Source organism: Peribacillus deserti (assembly GCF_002863585.1).
In the GTDB taxonomy this organism is placed as follows: Bacteria; Bacillota; Bacilli; order Bacillales; family DSM-1321; genus Paraperibacillus; species Paraperibacillus deserti_A.
On the sequence record NZ_PGUY01000039.1, the window covers coordinates 1 to 20,337 of the forward strand.

A 20,337-nucleotide genomic window follows, 5' to 3' on the forward strand; every position below is an offset into this window, starting at 1 on the left:
CAAGGCTTGTTAAAATGGAGGCTGGTGCAGCAACCAGAATTAGGATTAATCTACCATGAGTGCCCGCAAGGGAGCGACAGTCGGTGGCACCCGTTCGTAATATAAGGTTAGCCAGATATTTCTGGTTGACCTTTTTATTTGGCTATGTTAAAGTTCTTCGTTGATTTTGAATAAATCGCAATCTATTGTGGTAAAGGAGTAAAATGGCGGGTAAGAAACCCTAAGATATATTCTTTATCCCTATCGCTTAAAGAATATATATCAGCTAATATGGTTGCCACAGTCATTTGAGTTGCCCCTTTTGTCATTAATAACAATCAGGTTCTCAACAAGGAGCTTTAATAGGTGAATTAAGGGAGCGGAAATTTTCTCACGGCTTTCATTGTCGTCATTGTGGAAGTATGTCAGTTGTTCGCTATGGAAAGCGAAATGGTCGCCAACGTTACAAGTGCAAAGATTGTATTAAATTGAGCTGTAATTTAACAAATTCCCCTATGTATCGTTCAAAAAAGGCAGACAAATGGATTTCATTTATTGAATGTATGTTGAAGGGGCTATCTCTTCGTAATACAGCCGAAATAGTTGGTATCACTCACGTAACTGCTTTTTACTGGAGACATAAAGTGTTGTCTGCTCTTGCGAAAGAAAGTGTAGGTACATTTGAAGGAATAGTAGAAGTAGATGAAATCTATTTCTTAGACAGTTATAAAGGTCGAAAGACTATCGCAACTCGCAAATCAAGAAAACGTGGTGGTTCAGCGTCAAAAAGAGGTATCTCCAATGAACAAGTCTGTGTATTGGTTGCAAGAGACCGAAACAAAACAACCCTTTCGAAGCGTGTCGGTTCAGGCAGAATTCTAACCGAACAAATCGATATAACTCTTACTTCCCATTTACAAAGTGATACGGTACTTATTTCTGATGCTCATTATTCATATAAATCTTATTCGGCTAAAAACAATGTCGAACACATTATCATAAATGGAAGTAAGAAAGAATATGTCAAGAAAGGCATCTATCATCTTAACAATATTAATAATTATCACTCCCGATTAAAGAAATGGATAAGTCGATTTAATGGCGTTTCTACGAAGTATTTACAGCTCTATTTAGTGTGGTTTCAGTTCCTTGATATTAGGAAAATGGAAAGCGAATTAAGCAAGAAAAAGCTAATGCTTATTTTATCAAGTGTTCTCGGAACTTGGGAAACCGCAGATACATTAAGACTTAGAAACACAGCCTTCTAAAATTACAGAATATCTAAATAGGAAATCACAAATATGCACCGGTGGATTTAAATTAAAAATGAACTTGGAAATGTATCTCCAAGCTCATTTATTTTAATGTCCATTTTTTCTAAATATCCCATTATTTTAATAGTTAATCTTATTTACTATTTTTAAGAATTGAGTAGACATATGTATCGTGTGCTTTACCACTTTGATGCATATAATCCCTCAGAATACCTTCTTTTTGAAACCCTACTTTAGTTAGCAAATTATTAGATGCTTCGTTATCTATAAAAACGACAGCCCCTAAGCGAGTAAGACCTAATTCATCAAAGCCATATTGAAGGACTTTCGAAACTGCTTCCGAGGTATATCCCTTTCTCCATTGTTCCGGATGAATTTCATAACCTATTTCCGCCCGTTTATGTTTAGGTGACCAGGCATTAAAGCCAATTGTTCCAATTATTCCTTGAGTTCCTTTTATTTCAATTCCCCACCGTATGCCCCTTTTTTCTGTATAACTTTTTGCAAAAAAATCAACGAATGTTTCCGCTTGTTTTATATCCTCTAATGTCTCTTGCCCGTAATAACGTGTCACATTCTCATTAGAAAAACAAGCAAATATGTCTTTTGCATCATCTATTGTTATTTCTCTTAATAGTAATCTTTCTGTTTCTAATATAGGAAACATCTTTTTCTCTCCCTTTTGTTTATCTGTTTAAATTTCCGTTTGAACTGTAATTATCCCATTAAAAACCGTTATTTTTATTAGGAATTTTCACAATCTCATATTAATTTTAACATAAATATCCAATCATAATTTTTTTATTGTCTATTTAAAATCAAATCAACCTTTCCCTTTAACATAGCCTTTTATTTAGGGTCTTAATATTACGGTAGTCGGGGTAGAACGTCGCACCCGTGGGTTAAATCCCGTCAGCTAAACTGTTCACCCCCTACTTGTATAAACATGTTTCAGGCTGGTTGGGACAACGATCCCGTTTAACAAGCGAACCTATGACATTACAAGAAGCCTTAGGGGATACCGACAAAAAGAGTTTCTAGGAGGAGAAAAGCATGAATCCAGTAGTAGGCCTGGATGTATCAAAGGGAGAAAGTCAGGTCCAGGCATTTTTAGATAAGGGGAAACCTTATCGTAGAGGCTTTAGTATTACTCATAACCTCAAAGGATTAGGGAACTTACTAGAATTCCTTATAGAGGTTGAAAAAACAGCACTCGGTCAACAACCTTCGGTCGTTTTAGAGGCAACTGGACATTATCATACTCCAGTCATTCAATTTTTGGAGGAACACAAGTATGTTTATATAATTGTTAATCCTCTCATCTCACATAGAGCCAAGAGTTCAAGTTTACGGAAGGTAAAGACAGATGCAGCTGATGCTTATCACCTTTGTGAACTGTTTTATAAAGAGGAGCTGGGGCCTCATAAAAAACGTGGTATACAGCTCTTAAACCTGAGGAATTTAACTAGACAACAAGAGAGTATTGCGGAAGTTACAGCCAAAACCAAGATTCAACTTCATACCTTATTGGATCAAGTATTCCCTGAGTACAGAGGGGTATTTGGGAGTTTATATTCAAAGGTATCATTACTCACCCTGCTTGAATTCCCGACATCCGAGGAAGTTCTAAGGGCTAGTGAAAGTGAAATTACCGAGAAGATTTCTTCTTTATGTAATAGCCGATCAAGGCTTTGGGCAAAAGAAAAGGCACAGAAACTAAGAGAGGCAGCCCTTCTAAACCCTTTCCAAAGGAATCTGTACCAGAGCCATATCTTTAACCTTGAGATACTGGTTAAAATTGTTCTTCAATACCAAGAGCATCTATCAAAGTTATCAGTAGAAATAGATGCCCTCGCAAAAGAAATTGAAGAATATAAGCTACTCCAATCCATCCCTGGAATCGGAGAAAAAACCGCGGCAACGATTATCTCTGAAATTGGTGAAATAGATCGGTTTAATAATGCCAAAAAGCTCGTTGCATTCGCAGGCGTCGATCCCAGTGTCTACTCTTCTGGTAAATTTACTGCATTGGTTAACAGGATTACCAAACGAGGTTCCAGCAGACTCCGTCACGCCTTATACATGGCCGTTCAAAGTGGCATTAGGGACGCTCGCAAAAAGAAGATGACTGATGAAATCATTCCACGCAATAAAAGACTGAGAGAGTTTTATGACAAGAAACGCGAAGAAGGAAAAACCTTCAGAGTAGCTGTTATAGCCTGTGTAAATAAACTTTTGCATTGGATTTATGCCTTACTAAAAAGCAGAACCACTTTCCAAGATATTGTTTAAAAACAATATCTAACTAAATACAACAAAACCTTCCAATTCGGCAAAACGGAAGGTTATTTGGCATGCTTATTTTTAGCATACCACAGAATAAAAATCTATTTAAATGAAAAATGTTGACAAACTATTAGCTGGTTTAGCTTAAGTACAATGTGATAATCTTAATTTTAATTGAAAATACCTGTATCCATTAATTTTTTTTATAATCTTTCACTATTGTTTGAATAGTTATTTTTGCTTCTTTTGCTTTCAATTTATCAGTATCTTTTTTAGCATTATATGTTATCAATGCTTTCCATAGAGCCCATCCACGTGCTCTATTCCAGGTTGCTTCGTCCAAATTCAGTTCATTCTTCAACACTTTTCTGCTGGCATCATCAAAGAAAGTCCAGGCTATTGCTGCATCACAAGAAGGGTCCCCTACTCCTAAAATACCAAAATCAATAACTGCACAGAGCTGTCCATCTTTAACCAACACATTCCCTGGTGCTATATCACCGTGTACCCATAAGGGCTTTGATTCCCATACAGAATCTAAAGCTAACCCCCATATTTCACTCAACAAACCTTCATCAAAATCCTCTTTGTTGTTCTTTATAGCATTTCTAGATTCCTCATTATAAATAGATAGTGATCCACCTCTATAAAAATTATGCTTACCAGCTGATGGGCCTATGCTGGCATCAATAGCTTGTAACTCTTTTAGAAATGACCCCAAGTCTTTTGCTATGTGATTAAGGTTTTCAATATTGTTATGTGAAAGGGGTTCTCCCTGAAGCCATTTATAGATGGACCAGGACCAGGGATAATTTTCATTCGGATTTCCTTTTGCTATTGGAATGGGAATTGGTAATGAAAGTTTTTCAGCTAATATCGGAAGCCACATTTGTTCTTTTTCTACTTGTGGAGCATAGCCTGCTGAACTAGGTAATCTTACACTCATATGTTCACCGAGATGAAATGTTCTATTATCATTCCCGCCATTTTTTACAGGTGTGATATTTAAATTAGACCATTCTGGAAATTGTTCGTTTATTAGACTTGATACTAATTCTATATTTATAATCAATATTTAACTCACCCACCCTTTTCTATTTATAATAGCTTTTTTCTTCCTCAACACTCTTAAATCCTTCTTCTACGAAACTGCCCGTAAGATGAAAAACAAAAAAAGACTGCCTTAGCAGCCCTCCTTCTTTAACTAACGCGCACCCGTTTAATATATTCTATCAAGTATAAAGAAAAGGAGCCCTTACAAGGCTCCTTTGATTTAACAGTAATTCCGTTTATTTATCTCTTATTCAATCCAACAAGTTCAGTCAATACCTTCCCATTGTTATACGTCTTCACTAGCCCCACACCTTTAGCATAGAAATTCGTATATCCATCCTGATCCTTTACCTCTATACACTTAAACGTTCCTGCCGTTGTTTTAACGGTTTTATTTTTAGATGATACCCATAATACAAGAAAAGCAGCCTCAAAACTTTCAAAAAAACACTCTCTGGAAATCATTAAAAACGTTCGTTATGGGTCAAAACTGCCCTTTGAATAAGGAAATTGCCCTTTTCATTTCCAGCAAATGTATTAGTGTATAATACATACCTTCTGCTGTCGAGACCCCTTATTCTTTACTTGTTTCTTTATCAAAGATTATAATAAATTTGGAAATTTAAAAATTTAACTATTTTACACCTTAATTAAGCAGAGAGGATGGTTAATATGAAGAAAAGAACGCTTGGAAAATCTGATTTAGAGGTTTCATCTCTTGGTTTAGGCTGTATGGGCATGTCTGATTTTTACAGTGGACGAAATGATGATCAATCAGTAAAAACCATTCATCGTGCCATCGAACTGGGCATCAATTTCCTTGATACAGCGGATATGTACGGCGTTGGCCAAAATGAAAAATTAGTTGGTCAAGCTATTAAAGATCGACGTGATCAAGTTATTGTTGCAACAAAGTTTGGAAATGTAAGAGGGGAAGATGGATCATTTTTAGGAGTTAATGGCCATCCAGACTATGTAAAACAAGCTTGTGATGCAAGTTTATCTCGCTTAGGTGTAGATTATATTGATCTTTATTATCAACATAGAGTAGATCCTAATGTTCCAATTGAAGAAACAATTGGTGCGATGTCTGAATTAGTTCAAGAGGGAAAAGTACGCTACCTGGGCATGTCTGAGGCAGCTCCTCAAACGATCCGCCGTGCTCATACGGTACATGAAATAACAGCCATTCAGACGGAATATTCACTATGGAGTCGAGATGTCGAAGACAAAATTTTACCTGTAATCCGTGAGCTTGGAATTGGATTTGTAGCCTACAGTCCTTTAGGAAGAGGCTTTTTAACAGGGCAAATTCAAACATTTGAAGACTTGGCAGAAGATGATTATCGCCGCTTTTCTCCTCGCTTTCAAGGAGAAAACTTTACAAAAAATTTAAACCTTGTGAATCAAATTAAAGAATTAGCAAGAGAAAAAGACTGTCAGCCTTCACAACTAGCACTTGCTTGGATTCTTTCTCAAGGTGATGATATTATCCCGATTCCAGGAACAAAACGAGTTCAATATCTAGAAGAAAATATTGGAGCCCTTAAAATTCAATTATCCAAAGAAGACATTCGCCGCATTAATGAAGTAGCTCCAAAAGGTGTGGCAGCAGGAGAACGTTATCCGGATATGAGCAACGTTAATTTGTAATGAGGTTTTTCATTTAAAATAATCCAATAATTAAAATAACCTTAGGGTGATCCTTCTATCCTAAGGTTATTTTTATGTCTATAAAGACACTTTCCGTTATCCATAGGGAAAATGAATGTTTATGTATTTTGTTTAAAAATTTGCTTTGTTTCACGGGGTAAATTCCGAACACGATGAAGATATTCCGTCATATTTACATCATCCACGACTGGATAAATAAAAGTAAAGTATTCGGATACATCTTTAGATAGGTTCCGAAACAAGTCACAAGTAGCCAATATAGCAACCCAAAAATTATCATAATTACTATCAGAGTATGTCCTTTTATACATTTCCCAATAGGATTCCGGAAGGTATTTTTTAAAATACTTTCCCATCTTTCCAGTTGAAACTTCGAAGTTGTTATGGAGACCAATCCACCATGAAACCATATCATCCAGGGAAGCCCTGGTCGTATATTCAAACATCAATTTTGCATACGGCAACTCATCCCGCCAAATTCCTTTTACAACATTTTGCAAGCACCACCAAAATTCGTTAGTACAACTATTAAACATTGCTTCAGTTGGTCTTTTTACATGATAGTCACTATCCGTTGGATTGTCGATAAGCGGTAGAATTTTGTCTTTGTCTAATAACGGTAGAGTAAGTTTATCATTTTCATATCCTTCGTGCATAGCTTCTATTGTTTGGAGTTGAAGGTCGATCCGATTCCCATCTTTGAATAGCATTAAATAAGTGTATGAACGTTCGAAATCGCGTTCCATGCCTATGAGTTGATCCATTTTATCAGGCTCTTGCTTCATAATCAACTCGCCAAACAGACTAATCCAATTTTCATCAATTATAAATGAGGCTGTTTCCGTCACAACAAAAACAATATCGTAGTCCTGAAAAATATCTTTTGGTACATTGGGATTGGTTCTAGAACCATTCATATAAGCTGCTCGGATTCGGTCATCGTTCTTAGCTACTCCTACTATCAAATCAAACATTTCCTGATTGCTTCGCATAAGAATTCACCCCCGCAAATATATGGAACCGTTTAATTTCAAAAACAAAACTTAAAATCTATTATTATAAATTTACTATATGATCTAAAATTGTTCAAAAAGTAATAGCCTACGCGAATAGTATGTGGCTCTTACTTTTATGCATTAATTAAGTTAAAGAGCCTCAGAAACTAACTCACCCGTTAGTGAATCGCATATAATTCTCGTACTATTCATCTTTTGAATACTATTAAAAAGCCCATCAATAACTTTGATTGTTACCAATGCAACAGTTATAAACTATATAATAGCAAGAACACCTATTGTACCTTGTATTAACATTTCCTGTTGTATTTCCATTAGTTGTAATCAACTACGACATCAAGAAAAAATAAGCCATCCAACCTTCCTTAATGTGGGTACCAATCACTGTTCAACTAACGCATCCAATAGTTTAATGTGTTTTTTCACAAACTTTCTGCTGATATAAAAAGGGTAATTACATTTTACTTTTTTAAATAAAGCAATTTTATTTAAATCCCAGAACCATCCACTCTCCTACTTCTTGAAAACCAATTTTATTGTAAATCAAACCAGCAGTAGGATTATTATAAAATAGATAAACTATTTTCCCTTCACTTTTTGTTGGACAATTCGGTCCTCAATGGTTGGAATTCCGAGGGACGTTTCTTCCCATTTTTCTTTGGAATATAGACTCTTTTGACTGGTTGGGGCTGATAGGTCTTCGCTCTTAATTTACTAAGAAGATTCATAATGTTATCTTCAAGGTTTGCTACATAATTTCTATGGTTTCCCCATCAATTCCACCTGCACCTTTGTTTTCCTTTACCTTAAGGAAACTCTCAGTAAGTTTACGATCAAACAGGATCTGTCCGTAAACACTGTGCATTTTGTATTTCCACTCTTGATTCATTGCGTATTCCACGCCTTTCCTTGATGTACATTCAAACGGTTTTACCTCGGTAACTTGATTGTTGGCATTACATCTCGTCCATAGCATAGAGCCATAGGTCGCTCCCTTCCGTTCACTTAGTGTTATGGTCACTAAGCTACTTCCGTACTATGAGAGCGTCTGACTTCTCCACCCGTTCTTTATCACTTCGGTCTACCCTTATAGATAAGAACCCTGCCTGTTTGGTAAGGTGGAGACCTCACGGGGTCATCGCATTTTCCTTCTGAACATACCCTGCACCATCACGTTATAAGTCGCATTCCCTTGTTCTGACTTCTAAAAGAAATGCCTGAAAGTGGGCTTCCTCTACCTATCAAAAAGTCGCCGACTTACTCCGCCGCCGTGCTTCACGCTTATGCATTAGGGTCTGTCCATTCGCCTGCGGATCTTTCGATTTTCCGCATCTCCTTCAGACAAACACCTCGCGATATTGCCCTAGATTAGGCTTCCCAAGCTAGGTCAGTCTCCTTGGGGAAGGATTTTCACCACCTGGAATCCAGTTTCCTTACATTCTTCCAGTCGTTTCACCTCGATGACGTCTCTGTCCTGTAAAGTAGTGAAGGACGCTGACTAAGTCAGCGTCCAATCGACTGCCCGTCGCACAAAAGGCTGCTGAAGCAGCCATACTTTCAAATTAACATTATGAACCAAATATTTGTTTATGCTTTCCTAAAATTAAACGTGAGGACTAATAAAGCAGATGAATACAAAATACGAAATAAAAATAATAGGCAAAGCAGAAAATTGTTTAGCCCAAAGACATCTTCTGAATGTGCTGTGGGCTACTGAAGACTGCTTGCGAATCAAAGAAGATTTAAATAAATCAATGAATATCAAGAAGGCAAATTAAATCCATCAGAACAATAAAGCAGGAAACGAATGACTTTTACCTGGATTTGTTAAGAACGAGGAAAGAGACAGTAATAGATTTTTTAGATATAGTTAAAGTGAATCAATATCAAAAGGAGTAATCAATGTTCCCTGTTTATAGCGATACCATTCAATTTAAAGGGACTCATTATGAGTTTGGATATATGCAAGGAGAAACATTAAAAGAGTCTCCTATTTTACCAAATCGAGCAAAGCAATGGACTTCGAGAAGAACACGTCATTTCGCTACTGACCAAGAAAAGGCACTAACTCTATTGTCAAAATATATACCGGGAGTTATAGAAGAAATACATGGATTAGCAGATGCTTTACAATGGAGCATTGATGACGCAATAAGAGAATTTGGCGGGTATTATTTGGAGTACGGAAAAAGCGGGTGCTCTATCTTAACCGGCACCGACTACCTTATACGGAATTACGACAGTCATCCTGGTTCTTACGAAGGAAGATTCACTCTTTATCAACCAACCGATGGTGGATACGCAGTTATTGGTCCTTCTATGCAGATAACCGGAAGAATTGATGGTATGAACGAAAAGGGTCTTGCTATGGGGTATAACTTTATCAATCGTATCCATTCGGGAGACGGATTTATTTGCAACATGATTGGGCGAATGATACTAGAGACATGTTCCAATGTAGAGGATGCTATTAATCTACTGAAAGAAATCCCGCATCGAACGTCATTCAGTTATGTATTGCTCGACCCAAAAGGTGATTCTTATGTAGTAGAAGCATCTCCCCGCTCCGTAATAGCTAGAAAATCAAACACCAGCACGAATCATTTCGAAATGCTTCTAGAGGAAAATCGTTATCGAATGGACGATTCGAAACGAAGACAACAAATTATGGAGAAACAACAAAAATTAGGTGTTTACGAGGCTTTTTCTTTATTAAATAACAAAGATGAACAAGTTTTTTCTGAAAAGTACGATGCTTCGTCAGGAACTTTACACACTTCTGCTTACATTCCAAAAGAAAAAAAGGTTTGGTTCGCAATGGGTCCAAACCGTAACCCAGTCATTTTTGATTTCGAGAAGTTTCTAGGTGGAGAAAAAAATAACATCAAAAAAATAAAAGGGGAACTAAATTTTAATGTCCCCTTCCTGAATATGAATTTATTATAATTCGTACCCATTATAAACTAATAAAACTATAATAAAAGAAGGCATTATTAATGTCTTCTTTTTTTGAAAAGAAATAATAAAAAGACTGTCTATTCCACTTCAAGAGCAAATGAATAAAAAGCATCCCCATTCGAAACATTCTTCTCTTTTTCATCCATCCACCAAACGCCATATGAATAATAATAAATTCCTTTCTCCGTTGGTGCCTTAAAATGTCCATCCCTTACCGGAACTTGTCTCGGTGTATCTCCAGTTAGTTGTTCAAGATGGACTTCATTCGGCTGTGGAGTGTAATCCATCATGAAGACTACTTCTTCTCCTGGCTGGACAGGGATAGCTTTTTTACCTTTTAGTTCCAAAAGATCTTTAGGTCCAATTGTATCGACACATTTACCACTGTTTCCATTACTCCAGCAATAGGTTCCAAGAACTGTCTCGTAATGTTTGCCACTTGCCACGATCTCCGCTTCTGGTGGTTTTTTTCCTTTCAATTCATTATTTGAACAGGCAGCAAGAATGGTGATTAAACATACCAATAAAGATACCAATTTACTCATACGATTCCTCCTCTTACTCCATTAGTCGGATTTATTCAAGAACATGTTTCAAATGTAAAAAATTTCCTTTTAACATAAAACATATGTTCACAAACACTTAACAAGGAGTGGTAAAATGATACGTGACCGTGGAAACATAAAATGGACAGTTTGATGCTTCCTGAACATGTCAGTATGTTAAGGAAATATGCAAATGAAGAATATTATGATGAGAGAGAACCCATAGCCGATGATCAACAATTGGAGGAAGTAAATAATTTGATTAATTCTGCGTAAAAGATTATCCTTAGGAACGATTAAATTATAAAGGTCCATATAAGGACTAAAAGTCATGGATTGTTGTTTTTGAATCATCGTGCCCACCGCCTTAAAGAGATACCATTATTATAAAATAAAAAAGGCAGAAGCCCTCAATCTTAGTGAGAGGTTCTACCTTTGATTGTTTTTAATAAAGACTTTTTCAGTGGCCTCGTATTGTACCGGGGTCATTTTATTTAATCCCCATTGATAACGATGATTATTATACTCCTCGATATAAGAATCCACCATTTGTTTTAATTCACTTAAGCTAGCACACTCTTTAACATCTACCTCGTCCTTAAAATGACCAAAGAAAGATTCAATTGGAGCGTTATCCCAACAGTTTCCCTTACGGGACATGATTGAGTGATGCCCAATTTCTTTACTTTCTTTTGAAATAGGTGATGAGTGTAATGCATACCTTGGTCTGAATGAAGGATGACTTCAGGATGAAACTGATTCTGTACAGTTTCTTTAAGTCTTTGTAGCGTCTTATATACTATACTCATTTCTAAAGACGTGGATAAATAATGGGCCAGTATTTCGTTCGTGCTTCCATCCTTAATGCAGGATAAATAGGCTTTTTGACCGTTCTCATAATAAAGATAAGTAATATCCGTTAATAATACTTTTCCAGGCTCTCCTTGATTAAATTCACGATTTAACAGGTTAGGGCATGTACGGTGTTATAGGGTAGCTTTTGCCATTTTTTTATAAGGCTTGCTTTTCTAACCTTTGTGAAGAATAATTGATATTTCCTCATTAACCTTCTAATTTTCTTGTGATTCATCTTAACAAAATAGTCATTTTCTAAGAACATTTTGATTTGAAGAGCCCCGACTTTTTCCTTTTTTTGCAGGAAGAACTCTTTGCATTGTTAAATTTTTTCTCAGGCAGACAACAAACCATGCCTGCCCTAAGTTGGAATTCAGCTTCTAGTGACTGGATTGTTTAGTGAAGTTACTGTACCTTCACATCAAGGTTCGAGAGGGGTTCATCCATCAAGAACACCTTCGGATTCCGAACGATGGCGACCAAGTGCCACACGCTGGCGCTGACCGCCTGATAAAGCTTTTGGTTTTCGGTCAATGTACGGTGTGAGACCAAGGATTTTTGCAGCATTTTCCACTCTTTCCTTGATTTCTGATTTGTCATATTTGCGAAGTTTCAACCCGAATGCCATATTATCATACACGCTCATTTGCGGATACAGGGCATAATCCTGGAACACCATGGCGATATCACGCTCTTTCGGCGGAGTCTGGTTCACCACGTTCCCATTGATGGAAAGAGTGCCGTCCGTTATGTCTTCAAGACCAGCAATCATACGGAGAGTCGTGGACTTCCCGCACCCTGATGGACCGACAAAAACAATCAATTCACCGTTTGAAATATCCAGATTAAAATCGGTCACAGAAGGGGCTTGGTCCCCCTCATATTGTTTTTGAATGCCATTCAACGTGATTTCAGCCATGCCAATCCCCCTAGATTTGTCGTTAGAAATCAACCTTTGTTTGCGCCTGCCTTCAATCCTTCCACAATGTGTTTTTGGAAGAGTATGAACAGAATGGTTATAGGGATTGCCACCAGAACAGCACCAGCCGCAAAGTTCGTAAACTGTGTATTGCTCTTACCCGTGATCATGTCGAAAAGACCGATAGCAAGTGTCTTCTTTTCAGGAGATGTCAGAACCAGGCGGGCGAAAATGAAGTCCATCCAAGGACCAATGAAATTGTTTACGGCAACAAACACGAGAATCGGGCGAGCTAGAGGAACCATTACTTTGAAGAACACCGTGATATGGCCAGCCCCGTCAATCCGTGCCGCTTCTTCCAAGCTCTTTGGGATTCCGTCAAAATACCCTTTCACAAGCCATGCACCGAACGGGATGCCTCCCCCTGAATAGACAAGAATAAGGCCGATGTGTGTATCAAGGAGGCCCACTCTGTCAAGAAGAAGGAATATCGCAATCATCCCCATGAACGATGGAAACATTTGAAGGACAAGCATCGTCATAAGACCGTATTTTCTTCCTTTGAAACGGTATCTTGAAAATGCATACCCAGCGCTCACCACGAATATGGTGGAAAGGACCATCGTCCCTAAAGCAATCTTTAATGTATTCCAGTACCATTTCAGGTAGTTGGTTTCTTTGAATAAATAAATGTAATGCTTAAAAGATAAATCTGTTGTAAAAAGTTTCGTTTTCGATAGTGAATCACCAGGATTCAAACTTCCCATGAAAGCCCAGGCAATCGGATAGAACACGATGACCACAAGGGCGATGAGAAATGCATAGCTGAATACAAGCCGAAGATTTCTTGAAAGTTTAGAAGTCATGACATCATGTCCTCCTCTTTAAAGGCTTTGGTGCGTCTGAAGTTCCAGATGGATATGCTTGCGATAATTACGAAAATCAAGATGGAAACGACGGATGCCATGTTATACTGCCTCTGTTCGAGGGTCATTTTGTAAATCCATGAAATCAAAATGTCTGTGGAACCTGCTCCCTGATAACTCGTGTTAACAGGACCACCTTGTGTCATCAGGTAAATCATGTTGAAGTTGTTGAAATTACCTGCGAAACTCATGATAAGGAGGGGTGCCGTTGAAAACATAAGCACGGGCATGGTGATCTTTGGAAATTTCTGCCAGTTGTTCGCTCCATCCACGTCAGCCGCTTCGTACAGTTCCTTGTCAATGGATGTCATCACACCGCTCATCAGAACCATCCAGTACGGGAAGCCGAACCAGATATTGACGACGACAATTGTGATTTTTGCAAGAGTCGGGTCGCTAAGAAAGTATAATCTTTCATTTAATATCCCGAGATCCAGTAAAAGCTGGTTGATCGGACCGAATTCACCGTTGAACAAGTTCTGCATCACAAGGATGGAGACGAATTGCGGAATGGCCCATGGAAGTATGAATACCGACCGCCAGAATCGCTTGAAGACGATTCCTTTCTGGTTCACGATGATGGCGACGAAAAGACCTGCGAAAAAACATGTGAATGTGGAAAGTATCGCCCATAAAACCGTCCATCCGAACACCCCGTAAAAGGTGCTGCTCCACATGTCCATTTTGAACAAATCGATGAAGGTATCAAAACCGACCCAGTCGACCAGGTTTTTCGGTGGAAGGTGATTCGGTGATGAGTAATTCGTAAAAGCAAGAAGCACACCGAACAGATTTGGAAGGATAATCAAAAAGGCGGTTGCGAACACGGAAGGAAGCAGCATCGCAAATGGAAAGCCTTTTTCGTACATGGTTTTAAGAGTTTCCTTGATTCCATTTGGCACAATTCCGATTTCCCGTTTCTTTCCGACCGAATAGGCGTCCACTACGTTGGCTACATGGGCGGAAAGAACGAGGATGGAAGCGATTAAAAAGATCAATCCGTAGATAAGGAGGTTGATAGAATGGTCTCCCTGTACAATATCCCACCCATCAATCGTCTGCTTTGTTTCACCGAGGGTAGTGAGCCCCCACATCGCGTGCTGGAAATCAACGGCGAAAGTGATAAGAATAAATAACCCGACTCCCATCATGATGAGTCCTTTGATGTACTGTTTGTTATAGATTTGACCTAATCCCATGAAAAGAGCTGAAAGAAGAGCGGAAATTTTTGAATGTGATTTCATTGGAGTACTCCTTCCTGATAGTCAAAATGAGCCAACGCCTCCTGGCATTGGCTCACGATCGTAGATTATTTCTGCTGATTTTCGATTTTTCCTTTGATGTCTTTTGTTGCGTTCGTCAATGCTTCTTTAGGAGATGCCTGACCATTCCATATGGCTGTAAATGCTTTTCCAGCTGGCTCCCATACACTTTGCATTTCTGCAATGTTCGGCATTGGCTGAGCATATTTCAATTGTTTGGCAAAACCGTTCAATACCGCATCATTTTTGATGGCATCTGTTTCAAGGGCTTTTTTGGATGCAGGCATCTGGCCTGTCATTTCGTAACGCTTGATCAGCATTTCATCACTTGTCGCGAATTCAGCAAGAAGTGTTGCTGCTTTTGGATATTTCGTATAAGCACTTACATAATATGCTTTAATGCCAGAGAAACTTGTTGGAACCTTGCCGTTTTCAAGTTTAGGAAGTGTTGTTACACCGAAATCAACTTTTGCGTCCTGGTGATTTTTGATATCCCAAGGACCTGAAATACGGTACATCAGTTTTCCTTCATTGAACATAGAGCTGATCAAGTCACCTTTGATGTCTTCGTTCTTCAGAGGAAGAAGTTCGTCATGAATTTTCTTCACGAATTCTCCTGCTTGGATGGCCCCTTTAGAGTCAAGACCAAGATCTTTCACGTCAGTTCCGTTTTTGCCCCCAAATACATACCCGCCGTATCCGCCGACGATTGAGTGAGCGATGTAATAGTTGCCAGGTTCAAGCATCAGACCGTATTTGCGGTCTTTATCGGTGCTTCCTTTTTGGAATTCTTTAGCCTGTTTGAATAACTCTTCCCACGTTTCGGCAGGTTCTTTCACCAGTTTTTTATTGTAGTAAAGGGCATATGTTTCGACTGCCAGCGGGAATCCGTACTGCTTTTCTTTCCCTGTTGTACCTGTAATGGCTGCATCCACGAAACGGTCTGTATATGCTTTGCCCAGTTTATTTTCAAAAATGGCTCCTGAGTTTTCCATATTCCCAACATGGTCATGCGGGGCATGGAATACATCTGGGCCTTTTCCTGTCGGGCCTGCGGCATCTACTTTTTCAGCCGCTTTGTCATGCGCTGATTCTTCAACCTTTACGGGAACGCTGTATTTCTTTGTGAATTCAGCGGCAACAGCCTTTGCCCATGCTCCTTCTTTGCCTCCGTTATCCCAAAGTTTCAATGTAGCTCCAGCTTCAGGTTCCAATTTTACAGCCTCGGCTGGTTTTTTAGCGGGCTGTGTCGGGGCAGATTTGTTAGCGGACTCACCTGAGCAGGCAGCCAATAAGCTTGCTGTCAGAGCGCCTGTTGCCAAAACCGAAAATATTTTTTTCAATTCCATGTGTTTCCCTCCATTTGTATAAGTTAAAACATATTTTTCCAAAAGCGTAAGCGGTTACCACACATCCATCTATTTATACCAATTCGACAAATTCCTTCTTATTTCCTTCTTATTTCCTTTTTATTTCAAATTTCCGCAAAGAATTAATAAATATATTGGGAATATGTCTCTTATATACTGAAGGAAGGAAAAGTGGGGACCCCTAATTAGTTAAAGAACTTTTCACCTTAAAGATGTTTGTTTTAAAATAGAAAGGGTATAGAAACTGTTATAATTAGATTTCTGGGGGAATGATATGGCAACTCTTTTAGAGAATTTAACAGACTCATTAATCGAGACCCGACATCGATATACATTGCTTAAAGATAATGGTATTGAATCAATGGATACCATTTATCCTGCTATCCCTTGGAACGTCGAACTATATTATCAACTTTTAGCGACCTTACCCAAAGAGATTGTCCGTCTGGAACAAAAGATTGTGAACATAGAAAATGATCTTTAAAGTATAAAAGTAATGATTGGCTTTTTCTCTTGCGTTGTTAAAACTATAAAGGCTTATATGCCACAGCAAAGAAAAAGAACCAATTATTGCTTCTTTGTTTCTTTTCTTGGCAGACTGAAAGAAATCGGTACAGTCATGCCTAACCGTTTTTGATACATTAATTCCATGAGTTCGTATGTCTATTCTTCCGAACTGATGCACGAGAACTCGTCATGGCCTTCCTTGGTATAGATATTGGATATCGTATGAATGATATCCGCAGCGTATTTGTAAGTTCTTGCAGTACTGTTTTTATTTCTGGATCTTCGACTTAATTTTTCACAAAGTAACTTATATACATATCAGAGAATTATCACACATATATGTGCCCCTTAACCGAGAAACCTCGGTTGAAGTTAATCTTTCCTTGCTATTTTCCATATGAGGAAACCTCCATGCAATATGTATATCAGAAATTATCCACAATGCACAGAACAATTATCAAATGACTCATCTGTAAAAATGGAGAATAAAAAATACAGAGGATTACTCCCCTGTCGTTATAGTTGTAGGTTTAGTTTTTTTAGTAATGCAGCTTGCTCATCAGCTTCTAGACTAGAAATCTGGCTTTTATAATATTTGCAGAAGATAATTGTCCCGTATACGCCCAAAAAATTACGAGGTAAATTCTTTGATATTGCTTCTTCATTAAATAGCGCAACCGTCTGATCACTGAGGATAAATGATTTAACTTCACCCTCTAATGCTCTTTCAAAATTCTCCCGACTGGACTCAATGGCGATTTTCTCAACAACGTGGTCATATACCATTACACAGTTAATAACACTCATCTCGCATCGCATCCATTTTCTTGAAGTTTCTATTCATATTCCCAGCATTTACAACATTTAAACATATATACAGGTGATTAGGCCTAAGACAAGTTTTTATGCATGATTACTCGGGTATATTGAATCATACCCATCGATCATTGTTTATCAATCTACATGGGTCTTTTTATTTCAATATCTATTTGTCCCCTACAAAAGGAGAGATATCATGTCCAAGACTTTAGAAGAGGTCATCAACTGTTTAAACACCGATAAAAACAAGATAGCATCTTCACTTTTAGATAAAGCCCACCATGACTCAAATGGGAAAGATGAAGAAATCAATAAATATAAAAACTTTTTAGTCATTCTTATCAGCCATATTTCAAAAAGTTTAAGGTTAAGTAAATCAGAACAAAAAAATTTAAATTTCGAGTTTGCAATAAACCATTACTCCTCCTTGGAAGACGGAGCAGCACAAACTGAACCAATAGATTTATTATTTGATTTTCGAATAGGGTTGTTACAAGAGATTCGGAAACAGTGCGTATCTAAAGACTTTCCATTAGAGGACATATATTTTGTCAATGACCAAGTAGTTTATATTTTTGATGAGATCATACGTAATTTTACAAAGATTACTAGGACAATCACCGAAAAATCGGTAAAGGCCATTGAAAAGGAAATGTTGGAACTTGCAGCTCCCATTGTTCCAATTAAAAAAGGAGTGGCGGTCTTACCTCTCATTGGAGATTTTAATGAGAGCAGGGCAGCCCACATTACCGAGACCGTTATACCTAAGATATCGAAGTCAAACATTAGCATGTTAATTATCGACTTTTCAGGAATACATGTATTCGATACCTTCGTTGCTCAACACTTTTTTCAAATTAGGGATATATTAAAACTATTAGGAATATCTCCTGTCATTACTGGTATTAGACCAGCGTTAGCTCAGACAGCTGTACAGTTAGGAATCAACCTTTCAGATGTCCAAGCATATAGCAGCGTTCAGCAAGTCTTGGAACAGTCATATGGAAACAATGAAAGCTAGCCAAGAAACAGATCAAGTCGCTTATCCAATTAGGTATTCCGAAGGAAGAAGCGAAAGGACTGACTTACTGCCGAAAAGGGGACTTAGTGGTTGGTCGATGTGTACCCCCACATTGGACTTTCACCACCTAGATAGATGCCATGCCTGGCACACAACAAAAAAAGAGCATATTATTGCCCTTTTAGCTGTTCACTTATTTTCCTTATGAAAACGAATGTATTTCCTTTGTAAGTATAATTCTTTATCTTTATATATCCATGCTGAAAATTTTTTTATCGGATCATCGCCACTTATATACACTCGATAATGGTGTTCAAATGATTTTATAACAGCGTTAATATTTTGTGATGCCAATATCTTCACGAGTGATTCCATAAAGCTCTTCGATCCGCCAACGATATTTACAAAGTATTTATCTTTATAAATGCAGCCATCACCGTCAAAATATCCTCTTACAAAATGGGACATAAATTCAGCCGGAATTTTAGGAAACTTAAGATTTAGGCACTTATTTGGATTAATCCCATGTATTTCAATTATATCTTTTCTCATTATTTTGCTGTTAAGCATAAGCATATAAACACCCGTTTTTTTATTTTGTATAATAGGATGCTCTGATTTTAATTCGGTTTTTATGGAGTTCAGGATTTCAATTTCTTTTTGAGCAATACTTATCGTTTGAGTATCCTTTGAAGCAACAAAAAACCCCAATATATAAGCCATATTATTCGACCAGGTTTTAAAGTAATCTTCATTAAGTGTATATTGCCTCTTCCAGCTGCCTCGCGGACGCCTTTCCACGTTGTTATTTTTCAAAACTAAATTGATATAACGTATTGAAACATTCGTCTTACCAGCAATATCTGCAGTGCTCATACCCGCTTTATATAACTTGACTACATCGGAGATTTTTAAGGTGAGTTTTGAGTTTTTGGCCAACTGTTCCACCACCATTTAACAGAATATGCTTGCATTCCTATTGTACAAACGTACGTTCTGCATTAGCAAATCTAAACTGTTCAAGTTATTTGATTAAATTAAGCCCTCACAAGCTTAATTTGAGCGAAACTTTCCAGTTATTGCTGTCTCCGTAAAAATAATAGGTTTTACTTTTATTGAAAAATCCGAGAAATACGGTACCGCAAGACCGACTAAAATCAGGCTAAAGATTGTTACATGTAGCTTTTTTTAATTCAGCTTCCCCGCTAACTTAATTGAAATGAATAAAGCATTTTCCTTGCTCCTTGCCCTTGATTTTACTCTAAAAAAAATTTTTTAATTAATCAAAAAACGAACAGGTGTTTGATACCTGAGTATCGTATATATACTTTAAGAAATTTAATATCACGAGGTGAAAATGAATGTCTAAGAAGTATCAGGATAAAGTGATTGTATTAATAGATAAGGGCGAAGTTGATATACCGATAGAGGATTGCGACATGCTATTTTATATTGAGGATACATTAAATAGCCTAAATGTGGATTTTCAAAAACTCATTCGTCCTCCCAAAAGATCAGCACCAGTTACATTGCTAACGATTCGGATAAAAGAGGTTAAATAAAAATTCTAATTCACATACTATTTCTAATGCACTCCTATTTACAAGGACATCTTTAAACCACCTATAATTATAGATAATATCATCCTCTAAATGAAGGCTTTCCACCTCGGGTTATTTTAGAATTAAGCCCATTCATTAGTCAGGCTAAAAAAAGCTTCGGTGTTCATCATTACTGGATCAAACTAAAATTATGAATTAAACTCAATTAATCCTCCTTTCTACGGCAAATTAAATGCGGATATACTAGCTGGCCTTCAGGAAAAAATGATATGGTATTGAAATGTAGCTAGTTTGTATGGAATCCAGTCTTA

At 37.6% G+C, this 20,337-nt stretch carries 18 protein-coding genes and 3 pseudogenes; 8 read left to right on the top strand and 13 right to left on the bottom strand.

Annotated features, from left to right (window positions below; translation table 11 throughout):
* Positions 1-317 precede the first annotated feature (317 nt).
* Positions 318-1,247: pseudogene (locus CUU66_RS12745) on the top strand (IS1595 family transposase); the annotation flags it as partial.
* Positions 1,248-1,386: 139 nt separating this feature from the next.
* On the opposite strand, the gene CUU66_RS12750 reads toward CUU66_RS12745, so the two are convergent.
* Positions 1,387-1,920, bottom strand: coding sequence for a GNAT family N-acetyltransferase (locus tag CUU66_RS12750; protein ID WP_101642751.1), 534 nt, complete (start codon positions 1,918-1,920; stop codon positions 1,387-1,389).
* 386 nt (positions 1,921-2,306) lie between these two features.
* Between CUU66_RS12750 and CUU66_RS12755 the strand changes: the two genes are divergently transcribed.
* A complete protein-coding gene (locus CUU66_RS12755) occupies positions 2,307-3,545 on the top strand; it encodes an IS110 family transposase (protein WP_101642752.1) in 1,239 nt (412 codons plus the stop codon).
* 187 nt (positions 3,546-3,732) lie between these two features.
* Here CUU66_RS12755 and CUU66_RS12760 read toward each other — a convergent pair whose 3' ends face one another.
* On the bottom strand, positions 3,733-4,614 hold the full coding sequence (locus CUU66_RS12760) for an aminoglycoside phosphotransferase family protein (RefSeq protein ID WP_101642755.1): 882 nt from the start codon (positions 4,612-4,614) through the stop codon (positions 3,733-3,735).
* A gap of 650 nt (positions 4,615-5,264) precedes the next feature.
* Between CUU66_RS12760 and CUU66_RS12770 the strand changes: the two genes are divergently transcribed.
* A complete protein-coding gene (locus tag CUU66_RS12770) occupies positions 5,265-6,245 on the top strand; it encodes an aldo/keto reductase (RefSeq protein WP_101642760.1) in 981 nt (326 codons plus the stop codon).
* Positions 6,246-6,364: 119 nt separating this feature from the next.
* Here the strand turns inward: CUU66_RS12770 and CUU66_RS12775 are convergent, their stop codons facing one another.
* Both CUU66_RS12775 and CUU66_RS24170 read right to left on the bottom strand, forming a co-directional pair.
* Complete coding sequence (locus tag CUU66_RS12775; RefSeq protein ID WP_101642762.1) at positions 6,365-7,258, bottom strand: aminoglycoside 6-adenylyltransferase; 894 nt, start codon at positions 7,256-7,258, stop codon at positions 6,365-6,367.
* 772 nt (positions 7,259-8,030) lie between these two features.
* The gene (locus tag CUU66_RS24170; RefSeq protein ID WP_180955272.1) at positions 8,031-8,303 is read right to left on the bottom strand and encodes a hypothetical protein; all 273 of its coding nucleotides are present in this window, start codon (positions 8,301-8,303) and stop codon (positions 8,031-8,033) included.
* 881 nt (positions 8,304-9,184) lie between these two features.
* On the opposite strand from CUU66_RS24170, the gene CUU66_RS12785 reads away from it, so the two are divergent.
* Positions 9,185-10,228: a C45 family autoproteolytic acyltransferase/hydolase gene (locus CUU66_RS12785; protein ID WP_101642764.1), complete on the top strand. Its 1,044-nt coding sequence runs from the start codon at positions 9,185-9,187 to the stop codon at positions 10,226-10,228.
* A gap of 89 nt (positions 10,229-10,317) precedes the next feature.
* On the opposite strand, the gene CUU66_RS12790 is transcribed toward CUU66_RS12785, so the two are convergent.
* A complete protein-coding gene (locus CUU66_RS12790) occupies positions 10,318-10,785 on the bottom strand; it encodes a hypothetical protein (protein ID WP_101642766.1) in 468 nt (155 codons plus the stop codon).
* 141 nt (positions 10,786-10,926) lie between these two features.
* On the opposite strand from CUU66_RS12790, the gene CUU66_RS12795 reads away from it, so the two are divergent.
* Positions 10,927-11,061, top strand: a complete 135-nt coding sequence (locus CUU66_RS12795) for a YolD-like family protein (protein WP_101642768.1) — start codon at positions 10,927-10,929, stop codon at positions 11,059-11,061.
* A 153-nt stretch (positions 11,062-11,214) separates the two neighbouring features.
* Here CUU66_RS12795 and CUU66_RS25430 read toward each other — a convergent pair.
* The 6 genes and pseudogenes from CUU66_RS25430 to CUU66_RS12830 form a co-directional block, all read right to left on the bottom strand.
* Positions 11,215-11,753, bottom strand: a pseudogene (locus CUU66_RS25430) (IS3 family transposase).
* Positions 11,747-11,905, bottom strand: coding sequence for a hypothetical protein (locus tag CUU66_RS25435; RefSeq protein ID WP_374702995.1), 159 nt, complete (start codon positions 11,903-11,905; stop codon positions 11,747-11,749). Before CUU66_RS25435 ends, CUU66_RS25430 begins: the two are co-directional and overlap by 7 nt.
* Positions 11,906-12,048: 143 nt before the next feature.
* Positions 12,049-12,559: pseudogene (locus tag CUU66_RS12815) on the bottom strand (ABC transporter ATP-binding protein); the annotation flags it as partial.
* 29 nt (positions 12,560-12,588) lie between these two features.
* Positions 12,589-13,425: a sugar ABC transporter permease gene (locus tag CUU66_RS12820; RefSeq protein ID WP_101642776.1), complete on the bottom strand. Its 837-nt coding sequence runs from the start codon at positions 13,423-13,425 to the stop codon at positions 12,589-12,591.
* A complete protein-coding gene (locus CUU66_RS12825; RefSeq protein WP_101642779.1) occupies positions 13,422-14,729 on the bottom strand; it encodes a sugar ABC transporter permease in 1,308 nt (435 codons plus the stop codon). Before CUU66_RS12825 ends, CUU66_RS12820 begins: the two co-directional genes overlap by 4 nt.
* Positions 14,730-14,794: 65 nt before the next feature.
* Positions 14,795-16,096: a sugar ABC transporter substrate-binding protein gene (locus CUU66_RS12830; protein WP_101642780.1), complete on the bottom strand. Its 1,302-nt coding sequence runs from the start codon at positions 16,094-16,096 to the stop codon at positions 14,795-14,797.
* A 295-nt stretch (positions 16,097-16,391) separates the two neighbouring features.
* Here CUU66_RS12830 and CUU66_RS12835 point away from each other — a divergent pair, with 295 nt between their 5' ends.
* A complete protein-coding gene (locus CUU66_RS12835; RefSeq protein WP_101642783.1) occupies positions 16,392-16,601 on the top strand; it encodes a hypothetical protein in 210 nt (69 codons plus the stop codon).
* A gap of 539 nt (positions 16,602-17,140) precedes the next feature.
* On the opposite strand, the gene CUU66_RS12840 is transcribed toward CUU66_RS12835, so the two are convergent.
* On the bottom strand, positions 17,141-17,431 hold the full coding sequence (locus CUU66_RS12840) for a hypothetical protein (RefSeq protein ID WP_101642785.1): 291 nt from the start codon (positions 17,429-17,431) through the stop codon (positions 17,141-17,143).
* A 208-nt stretch (positions 17,432-17,639) separates the two neighbouring features.
* On the opposite strand from CUU66_RS12840, the gene CUU66_RS12845 reads away from it, so the two are divergent.
* Positions 17,640-18,464: an STAS domain-containing protein gene (locus CUU66_RS12845; RefSeq protein WP_101642789.1), complete on the top strand. Its 825-nt coding sequence runs from the start codon at positions 17,640-17,642 to the stop codon at positions 18,462-18,464.
* A 189-nt stretch (positions 18,465-18,653) separates the two neighbouring features.
* Here the strand turns inward: CUU66_RS12845 and CUU66_RS12850 are convergent, their stop codons facing one another.
* Positions 18,654-19,418, bottom strand: coding sequence for an LAGLIDADG family homing endonuclease (locus CUU66_RS12850; protein ID WP_101642792.1), 765 nt, complete (start codon positions 19,416-19,418; stop codon positions 18,654-18,656).
* Between the two features lie 407 nt (positions 19,419-19,825).
* On the opposite strand from CUU66_RS12850, the gene CUU66_RS12855 reads away from it, so the two are divergent.
* Positions 19,826-20,026 carry a hypothetical protein gene (locus CUU66_RS12855; RefSeq protein ID WP_101642794.1) on the top strand — a complete coding sequence of 67 codons (201 nt, stop codon included), beginning with the start codon at positions 19,826-19,828 and terminating at the stop codon, positions 20,024-20,026.
* Positions 20,027-20,337: the final 311 nt, after the last annotated feature.